We start from the raw sequence: 15411 nt of genomic DNA, 5'->3' as shown, positions 1-15411 counted from the left end.
GGTCCTGCTGCGGGGCGCATCGGGGCGCTGCCGAGCCTTGGCGGCATGACGGAACCGGACCAGACCCTCGACATCGACATCGTCGTGCCCTGCTACAACGAGCAGGACACGCTCGCCGCCCACGTCCGGCGGCTGCACCAGTTCTGCCGGACCTCGTTGCAGCACTCGTGGCGGATCACGATCGCCGACAACGCCTCGACCGACGACACCGCTCGGATCGCAGACGACCTCGCCGCCATGCTCCCCGAGGTGCACGCCGTGCACCTGCCGCTCAAGGGACGCGGGCGCGCGCTCAAGGCGGTGTGGGGCGAGTCGCCGGCATCCGTGCTCGTCTACGTGGACGAGGACCTGTCGACGGACCTCGCGGCCCTCGAGCCGCTCGTCGCACCGTTGCTGTCCGGACACTCCGACGTCGCGATCGGCACCCGGTTGGCGGGCTCGTCGCGGGTCGTCCGGGGCGGCAAGCGCGAGTTCATCTCCCGCTCGTACAACCTGCTCCTCCGCAGCACGATGGGCGTCTCGTTCTCGGATGCGCAGTGCGGCTTCAAGGCCGTCACCCGCGAGGCCGCCGAGCACCTGCTCCCCCTGTGCGAGGACGAGGCGTGGTTCTTCGACACGGAGCTCCTCGTGCTGGCCGAGCACGCGGGCCTGCGCATCCACGAGGTGCCGGTGGACTGGGTGGACGACGTGAACTCGTCGGTGCACATCGCGTCCACCGCGACCGAGGACCTCAAGGGCATGTGGCGGGTCTCGCGCGGACTGGCGAGCGGGCGCATCCCGATCACGCCGGTGTACGACGCGATCGGACGACGACCGTTCGCGACGCCGCACGTGGGCATCGTCGGACAGGTCCTGCGCTTCGGCGCGATCGGCGTCCTCAGCACGGTCGCGTTCGCCCTGCTCTACGCGCTGTTCCGCCCGGCGATCGGTGCGCAGTCGGCGGACTTCCTCGCGCTCCTCGTGACGGCGATCGGCAACACCGCGCTCAACCGTCGGTTCACGTTCGGCGTCCGCGGTCGGGCCGGCGCGGGACGACACCACGTGCAGGGGCTCGTGGTGTTCGGCATCGCGTGGGCGATCACGTCCGGGTCCCTCGTGCTCCTCCACACGAGCACGCCCGGCGCCTCGCACGGTGCCGAGGTCCTGGTGCTCACGGGCGCGAACCTCGTCGCCACGGGCGTCCGCTTCGTGCTGTTCAAGGCGTGGGTGTTCCGCACGCGGCGTCGCCCCGTGCTCGTGCGGCCGGGCGACTCCACCGCTCCCACGGCCGCGACCGCGCCCGCGCCCACCGACGGGCGCCCGGTCCTCGAGGAACGCGCGAGCTGATCGCCCTGTCCGTCCCGCCCCGCAGAACGCAACGTGGGCGGCTGCTCGCAGCGGAGTACCGCTGCGAGCAGCCGCCGACGTTGCGTCTTGCGGAACCGGCACCGGCACCGCGGCGGACGGGAGGCACGTGGCCGGGGCCGCCACGCGCCTCCCGTCCGGTCGGTCTGTTGCGTGCGCGGTATACCAACCCGTAGCATCGGCTCACCGCACCACCCCCACAGGGCCACGACTGCCACCACCGGTCCGCCCGCGGCGAGCGCTCCACCGATGCAGCCTGGCCGTCCGCTGCTGGCTACGCCCCACTGGACCCGCACGTGAACCCCTCTCCCTTCGGTCTGTACGACCCTGCCCGCGAGTCGAGCGACTGCGGCGTCGGCTTCATCACCCGACTCGACGGCACCCCGAGCCATGACGTCATCGTCCGCGGCGACGAAGCCCTGTGCTCCATCCCCCACCGCGGCGGCAAGTCCGCCGAGGGTGTCGGCGACGGTGCCGGGGTGAGCATCGACCTGTCGGTCGAGTTCTTCAGCGCGATCACCGGCGAGCTCCTGCGCGCCGGCCACTTCGGCGTCGCGAACTGCTTCGTGCCGGCCGACACCGATGAACGTGCCGCGGCCGTGCAGACCGTGACGACCGCGATCGAGCACGAGGGGTTCGCGCTCCTGCTCGTCCGTGACGTGCCCGTGGACCACTCCGTCGCCCGGCCGGAGGCGGAGCAGTACCAGCTGCCGATCATGCAGTGGGTGTTCCGCGCCCCCGAGGACTGGACGCGCACCGAGGTCGACGCGGCGGCGAACCGTGCCCTGCTCGCGGTCGAGGCCGTCTCGTACGCCCAGGCCGCCGAGCAGCACGCCGCGCACGCTGCCCTGTACCCGCTGTCGCTCAGCGCCCGCACGCAGATCCTCAAGGGGCGCCTGAACTCCGGCGAGGTCATCGGGTACTTCCGCGACCTGCGGGACCCGCGCCACTCGGTCCGCACGCTGTACTTCCACACCCGCTTCTCGACGAACACCGAGCCGCACCCGACGATGGCGCAGCCGTTCCGCCTGATGGCGCACAACGGCGAGCTCAACACCGACCGGAAGAACCGGCTGTCGGACGAGGCGCTCGCCGCGGCCCGCACGCGCAGCATCGTCCGGCCGCCCGGCCAGTCAGACTCGAGCCGGCTCGACCAGACCCTGCAGAGCCGGGTGTTCGACGACGGGCTCGAGATCGTCGAGGCGGTCGTCTCGCTCATGCCGCCGGCGTGGGAGAACGACCGCACGCTGACGCCGGACGTGCGGGACATGCTCGAGTACTTCTCGCTCTACGAGGAGAAGAACGACGGACCCGCCGCGGTCATCTTCAGCGACGGCGACGTCGTCGGGGCCCGTCTGGACCGCCTGGGTCTGCGTCCGCTGCGTACCGTGCAGACCGCCGAGTACCTGATGGTGGCGTCCGAGGCCGGCCAGGTGACCTTCCCCGCCGACGAGGTCGTGCACCGCGGACGCATCGAGGCGGGCGGGATGCTCGTCGTCGACCACCGGTCCGGCACGATCATGCGCACCGACGACGTCCTGCGGATGCTCGCCGCCCGCCGGTCCTACGCGGACCTGCTCGAGGCCGCCCGCGTGCACCTCGACGACCTGCCCGCGCCCGACTACGACCGCGGCACGGACACCCTCGGCTACGACGGCGACCTGTCGCTCGCGGGCCGCTACGTCGCGTACTCACTGAACCAGGAGAGCTTCCGGTTCATGCTCGACCCGATGCTCGCGAACGGGACCGAGCGGATCTCGGCGATGGGCTACGGCAACGCCATCAACGCGCTCAGCGACACCGAGGGCGGCATGGCGAAGTACTTCTCGCAGCGCTTCGCCCAGGTGACGAACCCGCCGCTCGACTCGATCCGCGAGGCCGACGGCATGTCGATGCGCGTCGCGCTCGGGGCCAAGCCGGACGGGACGGGCAGCACGAGCCGCCAGATCGTCGTGGACTCGCCGGTCCTCGGCCATCTGGACATGGTCCGCCTGCGCGACCAGACGATCGTGCCCCTCGAGCGCTTCGACATGCTCTACGTGCCGGTCCTCGGCGACGAGCAGGCGAACGCCGCCGCGGTGCGTGACGCGACCGAGCAGCTCGCCGACGCCGTGGCGGCCTTCGCCGAGCGCCAGGGCGGGATCGCGGTCCTGACCGACCGCTCGGTGTCGTCGACGCACGCGCCCCTCCCCGTCATCCTCGCCGTGGCCGCCGTGAACCAGCGGCTGATCGAGACCGGTCTGCGCCTGCGGGTGTCCGTGGTCGCGGAGTCCGGTCAGCTGCCGTCGTCACACCACGTCGCCACCGCTCTCGGGTTCGGCGCCTCGGCTGTGTACAGCTTGTCCGCGCGGCTCCGTGCGGAGGAGAAGTACCCTGCCGCCCCCGCGCCCGCCGGGCAGCTCACCGAGACCGACGCCGCGCTGAAGCGCTTCCGCAAGGCCGCCGAGAAGGCCCTCGCGAAGACGATGGGTCGGGTCGGACTGTGCACCGCGGAGAGCTACATCGGCGGCGAGTTCTTCGAACCGAACTACCTCGACACCCGGGACGACCTGTTCGCCCGCGTCTTCCCGCACATGGACGCCCCGGTCGGCGGCGTCGGCTTCGCGCGCATCGCCCAGGCGTCGACCGAGTGGCACGAGCGCGCCCGCAGCGTGCAGACCGAGGGGCAGATCCCCCTGCTCGGCCTGTTCAAGGAGCGCTCGGACGGTGCCGGGCACTCGTTCGGCGTCGCGAGTGTGCGGGGCTTCGGCGGCATGACCGAGGAGCGCCCGGCCTTCGAGCGCTCGGGCGACTCCGAGGCGCTGCGCCTGCTCACGCTCGGTCAGCTGGACGACGCCTTCGGCATCTCCGACACGGCGTACCGGAACACCGGCTACGACCGGCTGAGCGACGCCGAGGTCGACGCCCACCGGATCACCCCCGGCTACGTGACGTTCCTGCAGACCACGCACGACGAGCGGTCGCGTCGCCCCGCGGCGCTCCGTGACGTGCTCGCCCTGCCCGCCGACGTCACCGGCATCGACGAGGCCGAGGACTTCGCCCGCGAGCTCGGCCGCTTCGCGACCTCCGGCAACGCCAGCATCACGGTGCGCGGCCTGTCCGGTTCGCGTCCGACGTCGTCCGAGGGTCTGCCGGGAGGGACAGGGCCCACGCCGCCGGTTCCGGGTCGACGCGCCAGCGGCGGACCGGCCGTGCCGGTGGGGACGCGCTTCGAGCTGCAGCTCACCTCGACCGGCGCGACGGGTGCACAGCGCCACCGCGCCCTCGCGGACGGGCTCGCCCTGCTGCACCCCGGCCAGGTCGACGTCGACGCCGTCGACGACACCCGGGTGACGCTCCGCGCCACCGGCCGCGCCGCGGAACTGCTCGCCCTGCTCGAGAGCGCGCCCGCCAGCGTCGACCTCGACACGGTGCAGCCGGCGCACGAGATCACCCGCACGCTGGCGTCCGGCGCGATGAGCCACGGTGCCCTCGTCGCCACCGCGCACGAGGCCGTGGCGCACGGCACGAACATGGTCGGCGGCATGTCGAACTCCGGCGAGGGCGGCGAGCACCACTCCCGCTACGGCACGATCCGCGGCTCCCGCATCAAGCAGTTCGCATCGGGCCGGTTCGGCATCTGGGCGGGCTACCTCGCCGACCCGATGCTCGAGGAGCTCGAGATCAAGATCGGCCAGGGCGCCAAGCCCGGCGAGGGCGGGCAGCTGCCCGCGCCGAAGGTCACGGTGGACATCGCCGCGGCCCGAGGCGGCACCCCCGGGGTCGAACTGATCTCGCCGCCGCCGCACCACGACACCTACTCGATCGAGGACCTCGCGCAGCTCATCCACGACTGCAAGGCCGCGCGCGTCCGGGTGGTCGTGAAGCTGGTGTCCTCCGAGGGCATCGGCACCATCGCGGTCGGCGTCGCCAAGGCCGGCGCCGACGTCATCAACGTCGCGGGCAACACCGGCGGCACGGGCGCCGCGGCCGTCACGAGCCTGAAGTACGCCGGCCGTTCCGCGGAGATCGGCGTGGCCGAGGTGCACCAGGCCCTCGTCGCGAACGGCCTGCGCCAGAAGGTCACGCTGCGCTGCTCCGGCGCGCACCAGACCGGCTCGGACGTCGTGACGAGCGCGCTGCTCGGCGGCGACTCGTTCGAGTTCGGGACGACGGCGCTCATGATGCTCGGCTGCGTCATGGCGAAGAACTGCAACGTGAAGTGCCCGGCGGGCCTGACCACGAACGCCGAGGCGTTCGAGGGCGACCCGCGTGCGCTCGCGCAGTACCTGCTCAACATCGCGCACGACGTCCGGCAGATCCTCGCGCGCCTCGGTCTGCACTCGCTCCGCGAGGCGCGGGGCCGCACGGACCTGCTCCAGCTCCTCGACCACCCGGCCTCCGTCGGGCGGCTCGACGTGCGGGCACTCCTCGCGCAGGTGCCGGAGAAGGTCGTGACCGACCCGGAGTACCTGGAGAAGGACTACCGCACCGACGACGCCCTGATCGAGCGGGTCCGCGCGGCCCTCGTCGACGGGCACGACCACACCCTGCACGTGGACGGCCTGGTGCTCGGCAACGCGGACAAGTCGGTCGGCGGGCAGCTCGGCATCGACGTCGAGCGGCTGCTCAACCACGAGCTGCGCGGCGTCGACCTGTCGGCGCACCCGGCGATCGCCACGGACGACCGCGGCCGCCGGCGACTCGTGGACGGCGCGGTCACGATCCGCACCTCGGGGTCGGCGGGTCAGTCGTACGGCGTGTTCACGAACGACGGCATCACGCTCGAGCACACCGGCACCGCGAACGACGGCGTCGGGAAGAGCCAGAGCGGCGGGCGGATCGTCGTCCGTGCACCCGGCGGCGGGAGCGGCACGCGGGGCGGCAACGTCCTCGTCGGCAACTTCGCACTGTTCGGCGCGACCGGCGGCCGCACCTTCGTCGAGGGCGAGGCGGGCGACCGCTTCGCGGTCCGGAACTCCGGCGCGACCGCCGTGGTCGAGGGGCTCGGCGACTTCGGCTGCGAGTACATGACCGGCGGCACCGTGTTCAACCTCGGCGCCTTCGGCAAGGGCCTCGGCAACGGCATGTCCGGTGGTTTCCTCTACCAGTACGACCCCACCGGCCAGGTCACCGGGCGCGCGAGCACGGACTCGCTCCTGGTGTTCCCGGTCACCGACACCGACCGTGGTGCCTTCCACGAGGCGTGCGCTCGGCTGCTGCTCGAGTGGCACCTCGAGGCGACGGGTTCGGCCGAGGCCGCGCGCCTGCTCGCCGACTGGGACACCGCCCGCGAGCACGTGTACGTGGGCATGCCGCGCGCGCTCCTGCTCGCCCAGGACGCCGACGAGATCCTCGCCGCCGCGACCCGGAACGAGCTCCTCGACGAGCTCGCGACCTCGACCGCGACGGACCGGATCCGCTCGTTCAAGGTGGCGTACCGCGACCAGCGGACCGTGCTCGACGGCCGGGCCCCGGCGCTCGGCGACCAGGGCGAGGACATGTTCTCGCTGCTGTCCTCGTACACCGTGCTCGGAGTGGCGCAGGACGTCGCGCTCGAGCGGGTGCCGGGCGCGCTCGGGGCGGACGACCCCCGCGTCGCCGAGGCCGTCCGCAACCTGGTGCTCACCGAGGACTTCGCGGTGCAGCAGCGCGTCGTGAAGTACCTGCGCGGCACGCTCGACCGGTTCGCCGACGACGAGCTCGCGACCCTCATCGCCGTCAAGCGCCTCGGCGACCACAAGCGTGCGCTCGCGCAGCGGAACAACCGCAGCACGGAAGCACCGAGCACCACCGGGTGGATCATGCACCAGAACGCCAAGAACGACGGCCGCGTGCGCCGTGCCCGCTTCGACGAGCTGCTCGCGACCGCGGCGCTCGAGGACATCGCCCGCCGCGCCCCGCAGGCGCCGACCGAGGCGGTGACGGCGTGAGCACCCTGCCCCCGACCGGCTCGCTGATCCCGGTCGACGCCCCGTTCTCCGCCGCGCAGGAGTCGTGGCTCGCCGGCTTCATCGCGGGCATCGCCGCCGCCGGCAAGCGGGCGACGGCCCCTGCGCCGACCACGACCGTCGACGTGCTGTTCGGCACGCAGACCGGCAACGCCGAGGCCCTGGCCGACGAGCTCGTGGCCGGTGCGCGGGCCCGCGGTCTCGGCGGCCGGGCGACACCGCTCGACGCGGTCACGCCCGAGCAGCTCGCCGCGATGTCGCACGTGCTCGTCGTCACCTCGACGTACGGCGAGGGCGAGATGCCCGACAACGCCGGCCTCTTCTGGGACGCGATCCAGGCCACGACCGTCCCGCGGCTCGAGGGACTGCAGTACGCGGTGCTCGGGCTCGGGGACACGAGCTACGACGAGTTCTGCCAGGCCGGCAAGCTCATCGACCTGCGCTTCGAGCAGCTCGGTGCCACCCGGGTGCACGACCGGGTGGACTGCGACGTCGACTTCGAGGACCCCGCCGCGCTGTGGACCGCTGCCGTGCTCGACCGGCTCGCGGCCGAGGCCGGAGCCGTGCCCGTCGCCGGAGCCGCACCGGCGGGTGCCACCGGCACCGGCCCGGCCGCGTCCGCGACCGCGACGGGCGGGGCGGGCGCGGGACGTGCCTCCCGGCCGGGTGCGCAGTGGAACAAGCGCAACCCGTACCCGGCACGCCTCGTCGAGAACCGACTGCTCTCGTCGCCGCGCAGCGCGAAGGAGATCCGACACCTCGAGTTCGACCTCGGCGACTCGGGCATCGAGTACACCGCCGGAGACGCCCTCGCCGTCGTGCCGCACAACGACCCGGTGCTCGTCGACCGGCTGCTCGGACACCTCGGTGCGGACGGGTCCGAGGAGTTCGACGGTCGGCAGCTCGCCGAGGTGCTGCGCGTCGACCGCGAGATCCGGACGCCGTCGAAGGACCTCGTCGCCGACCTCGTGCAGCGAGCCCCCGCGTCGGAGCTCGCGGCGGTCGTGGCGCACGGCGACAAGCAGGAGCTGGACCGCTGGCTGTGGGGACGCGACGTGCTCGACCTGCTCGAGGACGCCGGTCCGGCCGCACCGTCGCTCGACGAGCTGCTGCCGAACCTGCGCGGGCTGCAGGCACGGCAGTACTCGATCTCGTCGAGCCCGGCCGCGCACCCGGGACGCGTGCACCTGACGACCGCGAGCGTCCGGTACGGCGACGCTCGACGCACCCACGGCGGTGTGGCGTCCACGTACCTGGCGGACCGCGTGCAGGCCGACGGCGAGGTCGGCGTGTACCTGCAGCCGAACGCGGCGTTCGGCGTGCCGTCCGAACCGGGTGCACCGATGGTCATGATCGGTCCGGGCACCGGAGTCGCGCCCTTCCGCGGGTTCCTGCACGAGCGGGCGGCGACGGGAGCGACCGGGCGGAACTGGCTGTTCTTCGGCGACCAGCACCGCGACACCGACTTCGTGTACGAGGACGAGCTGACCGCGCTGCAGGAGCAGGGCGTGCTCGACCGGCTGGACCTGGCGTTCTCGCGCGACCAGGCCGAGAAGGTGTACGTGCAGACCCGGATGGCCGAGCGGGCGGCGGAGCTGTACGCCTGGCTCGAGGAGGGCGCGCACGTGTACGTGTGCGGTGACGCATCACGGATGGCGAAGGACGTCGAGGCGGCGCTCCTGCAGGTCATCCGGACGGGGCGCGGTCGCGGCGAGGACGACGCACAGGCGTACCTGGCGGACCTGCGGCGCGCGAAGCGCTACGTGCGCGACGTGTACTGAGCCGCCGAGCGGGCGGGCGTCCCTGACGAGGACGGGCGTACCTGATCGACCCGATCGACCAGGCACGCCCGTTCCCGCTCCCCGTCCCGACCGGCACGGGAAGGACCGGGCGGGCGCGCCGCGCCCGCAGTGCACGCGCTCCGGCCGTCGAAGGGGGCACGACGGCCGGAGCGCAGGAGGGGCACCGTCACCCGGTGACGGCCGGCGCTTCCGCACGTCCGTCGACGAAGAAGTCCGAGTACAGCGTGCACCCGTCCGGCTCGACGAGGAGGCCCCTGATCCAGACCTCGTGCCGATCCTCCGCGGCGACGACCGTCCCGACACGGTCGTCGTGCGAGCTCTCCGGCGCGGACATGCGGTTCCCTCCCCTCGCGGCCGTGCCCGGCGGCGCCCTGTCGCCGACCCGGGGAGCACGACCCGCGGTACAGAGAGGGTACGGAGCCCGACGGAACCGTCGGTACCCGTTGACCCGCGCCGGAGGCTGTGCTACTCCCTGTCGCCGGCGGTCGAGGACTCCTCGTCGCCAGGGACCACCGCGTCGGACCACGCCGAGTCACCGGCGGTGCTCGTGTCGATCGGCTCCGGGGTGAGCACGAGTCCCGATCCCGACGTCGCGGTGGCGTAGAGGTCCTCGAGCCAACTGCGGTTGATCGAGGGCACGCGGCTGCCCGAGAACGTGAAGCGCAGGCTGACGTTCGGGTGCAGCCAGACGGAGCTCCGGCCGTCCCCGTGCAGCACGTCGTCCTTCCACGAGAACACGAAGCGGTGGTCGCGCCGCAGCATGTTCACGATGACGATCTGCAGGTGCGTGAGCGAGCGGTCGTCGACGCGGAGGTCGAGCACCTCGCCGTCGTAGATGAACTGACCCATGAGCCTCCGTCTACACCGACCCGGCTGGCGTCGCGCGGTCAGACCGTCGGGAGGCCCGTGGCGGGGTCGCCACGGGCCTCCCGTCCGCCACCGGCCGTGCCTCGGTGACGGGTCGCTCAGTCCTGCCCGGTCGCCTCGTAGTGCCGTGCGCCGCCGCGCACACCGACGAAGCGGTACGGCGCAGCGGTGACCCGGGGACGCTCGACGTCCACGCTCGTCGCCGCGCCCGAGGCGTGGAGCTCCCGGTAGGCGTCGACCGACAGCGGCACGCGCGCCGCGAGCAGGGCGCCGACCCGGCCCTGCCGACGGTGGTCGCGGTAGTCGGGTCGCACGATGCCGGTGACGAGCTCGCCGACGCTGCCCGAGCCGTAGCTGAACAGCGCGATCCGCTCGCCCCCGAGGTCGTCGTCGAGGTCGAGCAGCGCGGCGAGCCCGATCCAGAGCGACGCCGTGTACGTGTTGCCCGTCTGCCGGTTGTACGTGAAGCCGGTCGCGAGCTCCGACTCGTCGAAGGGCACACCGACGTGCTGCGTGAGCTTCCGGTGGGCCTTGAGCGCCATCTTCGTGAACGGCTGGTGGTGGACGAACCGGACGATGTCCTCGTACGCCGGGCCGCCCTGCGCCGCCAGGTCGTCCCACGCACCGACGAAGGCGTCGACGTAGGCGCTGACGGACAAGCGCCCGTCGACGAGCGCGGTGGAGCGGTCGTTCGGCCGCCAGAAGTCGTCGACGTCGGCGGTGAAGACGCCCGCGGCCGGCTCGATCTCGACCAGGTCGGGGTCGGCGGAGACCAGGATGGCGGCGGCGCCGGCGCCCTGCGTGGGCTCAGCGGCGGTGTCGACGTCGTACCGGGCGACGTCGGCGGCGATGACGAGCACGCGCTCGTGCGGGGCTCGGGCGATGATGCCGAGGGCGAGTTGCACCGCGGCGGTCCCGCCGTAGCAGGCCTGCTTCAGCTCGACGACGCGGACGTTCTGCGGCAGGCCGAGCAGCCCGTGCACGTAGACGCCCGCGGCCTTCGACTGGTCGACGCCGGACTCGGTGGCGAACAGCACCGTGCGGATGCCCTCGACGCCGTGGCGGTCGATGACCTCCTTCGCGGCGGCGGCGCCCATCGTGACGATGTCCTCGTCGGGGGCGGGCACGCTGAAGGCGTCCTGGCCGATGCCGACGTGGTACTTCGCCGGGTCGACGCCGAGGCGTTCGGCCAGGTCGTCGAGCTCGAGGACGTGGTGGCCGGTCGCGATCGCGATGTCGTGGATGCCGACGGACAGCGGCTGCTGCTGGGCGGGCTGCTGCTGGGCGGGCTGCTGCTGGGCGGGCTGCTGCTGGGCGGTCATGCTGCACCTCCGGCGGGCTTCGACCCGCGACGTTCCATGGCGACGTGCGCCGCCATCAGCTCCCCCGGGTTGGTCTGCGCGGCGAGCAGCGACAGCTCACCGCAGAGCACCGTCGCCGCGCACAGGGCGGCCAGGCGCCGGGCGTTCGCACCGGGCTCGCGGTCCTCGCGGCAGCCGAGGCGCACGAGGGCGTCCTCGACGACGGGCAGGTCGCCACCCTTGCCGTTGCCGACCGTGCCGACGATCAGGTGCGGCAGGGCGGTGGAGAAGTACAGGTCGTCGCCACGGGCCTCGGCGTACGTGATGCCCTGGGAGCCCTCGACGATGTTCGCGGCGTCCTGCCCGGTCGCGAGGTAGAAGCCGAGCAGCATGTTCGCGTAGTGCGCGTTCGCGGAGCGCAGGGCACCGGCGATGGTCGAGCCGACCAGGTTCTTCGCGACGTTCAGCTCGGCGATCCGTGCGGCGGACGAGCGCAGGCGCTTCTCGACGATCTCACCGGGGACGACGATCTCGGCGATGGTGTTCCGGCCGCGACCACGGATGCCGTTCACCGCGGTCGCCTTCTTGTCCGTGCAGAAGTTGCCGGAGACGCTGACGTACCGCAGGCCCGGCTCCCAGGTGAGGATCGCCGGCAGCAGCTTGTCCGCCGCCTGCGTCACCATGTTGTGGCCGGACGCGTCGCCCGTGGTGAACGCGAAGCGCAGGAACAGCAGGTCGCCGACGATCTCGGGGTGCACCTCGATGAGCTTCGCGAACCGGCTCTGCCCGGCGACGATCTGCTCGAGCTCGTCCTGACGCGCCAGGATGCGACCGGCGGCGATGTGCGCCGCGGCGGCGCTGTCGGCCTTCACGACGACCGAACGGGTCATCCGCTCGTCGACGACGGTCGCGACGATGCCGCCCTCGACCATGCGCGAGATGCGGGCTCCGCGACCGACGGACGGCCACAGCGGCGACTCGTACGTGGCGAGGGGCACCTCGTGCTCGCCCTCGACGGCGTTGCCGCTCACGCGGATCGGCCCCACCCACTTCGTGGGGATCGGGGTCAGCAGGTCGGTCATTCGACGCTCCCTTCGGGTGCTTGCACCGCGACGCTGAGGTGTCTGATGTCGTGCGCCTCCCAGGCGCGGTGGATGCCGGCGAGGTCGGTGTCCGCCGGGACGAGCGCGATGCCGCAGTCGCCGCCGCCGGCGCCGGACGGCTTCGCCGCCCCACCGGCCGCCTCGACGACGTCGCACAGGGTGGCGAGACGCTCGGTCTCGATCTTCGAGCCGACGGACGCGCCGAGGCGCTGCAGGAGCGTGCGCGCGCGACGGAGCGCGTCGAGCGTCATCGACGCGTCGCCGGTTTGGAGGCCCGTGGTCAGGTCGTCGACGCAGGCGCGGCTGTCGTCGAGGAACGCCTGGTACCCGCCGTTGCGGTGCTTCCGGACCACGCTGACCAGCTTCGTCGTCGACGCCGGTGACCCGGTCCAGCCGACGAGCAGTTCGAGGTCCGTCGGAGCGGGCAGACGCTGCACGTCGAACCCCGCCCACGCGTCGACGTCGTCGAGGATCGCGGTCACGCTGCGGGCGTCGAGCATGCCCACCAGGCGCTCGCGGTCGGGTGCGCTGTAGCGGAGCCACCCGCCGAAGGTGCTCGCCGCGAGGTCGCCGCCCGAGGCGCGCGGGTTGACCCGGACCGTCGCGAGGAGGGCGACGCGGAACCGGTCGCGCTGTGACAGGCCGATGCCGTAGAAGCGGTCGAGGGCCCCGACGGTCGCCACGGTCACCGCGGCGGACGAGCCGAGCCCGAACTTCCGCCCGCTGGCGTCGTCGAGCTGGCTCTCGATGCGCAGGTCGTGGAACCGCGGGGCGATCCCGCGCTCGGCACGGAGCTTCTCGACCAGGTCGATCGTCGCCATGACGTAGTCGTACGGGTGGTGCTCGCGGTCGAGCGCGAGGCCGTCCTCGTCGCGCGTCCACGTGAGCGGCAGGTGCCCGTACTCCTCGGAGTGCACGCTGCCGGCTCCGTGCCCTTCGGCGACCCGGGCGGTGATCGCACGGTCCAGTGCGATGAGCACGGACGGCTGCCCGGGCTCCACGACGGCGTACTCGCCCGCGACGAACAGCTTGCCGTGGGCGCGGAACTCGATCACTCGGCGGTCTCCTCCGGTCGGGCGGCGCCCGCTCCGGGCGCCTCCGTCCCTTCGGAGCGGACGACCCGCGCGCCTGGTCCGGTGCCCGACTCGATGACGTCGCCGAGGTCGGCGAGCGCGGTCGCGACGGCGGCCCGGTCCTCCGGCTTCGTGAGCACGACGACGTTCGGACCGGCGTCGGCGGTGGCGTACGCCTCGGTCCCGGCGGCGCGGAGCGCCGCGACGGCGTCGAACACGGCGACGCTGCGGGCGTTCAGGTAGCGGATGGGCGGGAACGCACCCTCGATCGTGGCGTGCATGCGGAGCGCGTTGCTCTCGGTGAGCTCACCGATGCGGGTGAAGTCGCCGGCGGCACAGGCGTCCACCATCTCGCCGACGGTCTCGGTCGTGCTCGTCACCCACGCGGGGTAGAACGGCGACGTCGCGATCGTGCGCCGCATCGCCTCGCGGGACCCGATCGCCTTCTCGCCGGCGGAGATCGTCACGACGACCATGGCCATGGGCGGCGCGGCGATGCGCTCGGCGTACGAGCCCTGGTCGTCACCGGCGTGCCAGACGGACACGCCGCCCGGGATCGACCGGGTGGCGGAGCCGGAGCCCCGACGGGCGAGGCGGGACAGGTCGCGCTCGGACAGGTCGAGCCCGTACGCGGCCGAAGCCGCCGTCGCGAGCGCCGCGAAGCCCGAGGCGCTCGACGCCAGGCCGGCGCCGGTCGGCACGGTGTTCTCGGAGTCGACCGTGGCGCGGACCGGCGACCCGGCGAGCTCCCGCACGAGGTCGAGGAACTGCTGGACCCGCAGCAGGGCGCCGTCGGGTGCGGCCCCGCCGTTCAGCACGAGCGAGTCGGCGTCCGCCGCGGTGTCGAGCGTCACCGTGGTCGTCGTCGGGAACACGTCGAGCCCCATCGAGACGCTGCCCGTCGCCGGCAGGGCGAGCCGTGCGTCGGCCTTGCCCCAGTACTTCACGAGCGCGATGTTGGGGTGCGCGACGGCGGTGGCGGTCATCAAGCGCGGGCTCCGATCGTGGTGGTCCAGGTCTCCGTCGCACCGGCGGCGCGGAGTGCGGCGGCCACGCGGTCGGCGTGCTCCCCGTCCGCGGCGAGCGCGAGGACGCATCCGCCGCGCCCACCTCCGGTGAGCTTCGCGCCGAGGGCGTCCGCACGGCGTGCGGCGTCGACGAGCCGGTCGAGGTCCGCGCTCGACACGTCGAGCGCGGTGAGCAGTTCGTGCGCGGCGTCCATGGTGGCACCGAGGGCCTGTGCATCGCCATCCACGAGTGTCCCCCGTGCGCGTCGCGCGAGGTCGCCGATCGCTGCGATCACGGCATCGACCGCCTGCGGGTCCCGGTCGTGCTCGGCACGGACGGCGGCCACTGCCTGCCGCGTGTGCCCGGGGACGCCGGTGTCGGCGACGACGAAGGTGAAGACGGCCCCGAGCGGCACGGGCTCGACCACGCCGTCCTCGAACCAGACCGGGACGTCCGCGACCACGCCCCGGGCGTCGAGTCCGGACGGGCGACCGTGCGCGACGCGCTCGCACTCCTGCACGAGCTCGTGGTGCTCCTCGACGTCGAGCGTCCGACCGAAGACGTCCGCGACGGCTGCCGTGACGGCGGCGGCCACGGCGGCGCTCGACCCCATGCCGCGCGCGGTCGGGACCGCGCTGTCGACGACCACGTGCAGGTGCTGCTCGGGGGCACCGAGGTGGCGGAGGGTGGCGGTCACCGCGGTCACGGTCGGCAGCACGGCCGCCGGCGCGGTGTCGAGCGGCCCGGTGTGCACGGTGGACTCGAGCCGGCTGCCCGCGTCGAGGGCCACGGGTGTCGCGGTGGCCGTCACACGGACGTCGAGCACCGGGAGCACGAGCGCGGGGACGCCGTAGACCACGGCGTGCTCGCCGATCAGGATCGTCTTGCCGTGGGACGACGCGGTGCCGGTGCGGAGGGTGGTTCCTGCTCCCGGGGTCGCGGCGTGGTCCGCGGTGCTGTCGGTGTCGTGGTTGGTCATCGTG

At 73.0% G+C, this 15411-nt stretch carries 10 protein-coding genes; 3 read left to right on the top strand and 7 right to left on the bottom strand.

The genetic code is table 11. The features are described 5' to 3' along the window. The first annotated feature begins 45 nt into the window (after positions 1 to 45). From QUG93_RS02690 to QUG93_RS02680, 3 genes are all read left to right on the top strand, one after another. Complete coding sequence (locus QUG93_RS02690) at positions 46 to 1326, top strand: bifunctional glycosyltransferase family 2/GtrA family protein (protein WP_289472088.1); 1281 nt, start codon at positions 46 to 48, stop codon at positions 1324 to 1326. Positions 1327 to 1640: 314 nt separating this feature from the next. Continuing rightward, a complete protein-coding gene (locus tag QUG93_RS02685; protein ID WP_289472087.1) occupies positions 1641 to 7256 on the top strand; it encodes a glutamate synthase-related protein in 5616 nt (1871 codons plus the stop codon). After that, positions 7253 to 9055, top strand: coding sequence for a sulfite reductase subunit alpha (locus tag QUG93_RS02680; protein ID WP_289472086.1), 1803 nt, complete (start codon positions 7253 to 7255; stop codon positions 9053 to 9055). Before QUG93_RS02685 ends, QUG93_RS02680 begins: the two co-directional genes overlap by 4 nt. Before the next feature lie 187 nt (positions 9056 to 9242). Here the strand turns inward: QUG93_RS02680 and QUG93_RS02675 are convergent, their stop codons facing one another. From QUG93_RS02675 to mvk, 7 genes are all read right to left on the bottom strand, one after another. Continuing rightward, positions 9243 to 9410: a hypothetical protein gene (locus tag QUG93_RS02675; RefSeq protein WP_289472085.1), complete on the bottom strand. Its 168-nt coding sequence runs from the start codon at positions 9408 to 9410 to the stop codon at positions 9243 to 9245. 131 nt (positions 9411 to 9541) lie between these two features. Further along, positions 9542 to 9925 carry a DUF7882 family protein gene (locus QUG93_RS02670; protein WP_289472084.1) on the bottom strand — a complete coding sequence of 128 codons (384 nt, stop codon included), beginning with the start codon at positions 9923 to 9925 and terminating at the stop codon, positions 9542 to 9544. 116 nt (positions 9926 to 10041) lie between these two features. Further along, positions 10042 to 11265 (bottom strand): hydroxymethylglutaryl-CoA synthase, encoded by a 1224-nt coding sequence (locus QUG93_RS02665; protein ID WP_289472083.1) that lies wholly within the window; start codon positions 11263 to 11265, stop codon positions 10042 to 10044. Then, on the bottom strand, positions 11262 to 12326 hold the full coding sequence (locus tag QUG93_RS02660) for a hydroxymethylglutaryl-CoA reductase (RefSeq protein ID WP_289472082.1): 1065 nt from the start codon (positions 12324 to 12326) through the stop codon (positions 11262 to 11264). Before QUG93_RS02660 ends, QUG93_RS02665 begins: the two co-directional genes overlap by 4 nt. Beyond that, on the bottom strand, positions 12323 to 13402 hold the full coding sequence (locus QUG93_RS02655; protein WP_289472081.1) for a phosphomevalonate kinase: 1080 nt from the start codon (positions 13400 to 13402) through the stop codon (positions 12323 to 12325). Before QUG93_RS02655 ends, QUG93_RS02660 begins: the two co-directional genes overlap by 4 nt. Then, positions 13399 to 14406 carry a diphosphomevalonate decarboxylase gene (mvaD, locus tag QUG93_RS02650; protein WP_353067757.1) on the bottom strand — a complete coding sequence of 336 codons (1008 nt, stop codon included), beginning with the start codon at positions 14404 to 14406 and terminating at the stop codon, positions 13399 to 13401. The genes QUG93_RS02655 and mvaD overlap by 4 nt, the downstream gene beginning before the upstream one ends. Further along, on the bottom strand, positions 14406 to 15407 hold the full coding sequence (gene mvk / locus QUG93_RS02645) for a mevalonate kinase (protein ID WP_289472079.1): 1002 nt from the start codon (positions 15405 to 15407) through the stop codon (positions 14406 to 14408). The genes mvaD and mvk overlap by 1 nt, the downstream gene beginning before the upstream one ends. Positions 15408 to 15411: the final 4 nt, after the last annotated feature.

Source organism: Curtobacterium caseinilyticum (assembly GCF_030363035.1).
In the GTDB taxonomy this organism is placed as follows: domain Bacteria; phylum Actinomycetota; class Actinomycetes; order Actinomycetales; family Microbacteriaceae; genus Curtobacterium; species Curtobacterium caseinilyticum.
Note: the sequence above shows the minus strand (reverse complement) of the source record. Positions and strands in the feature narration are given on the sequence as shown.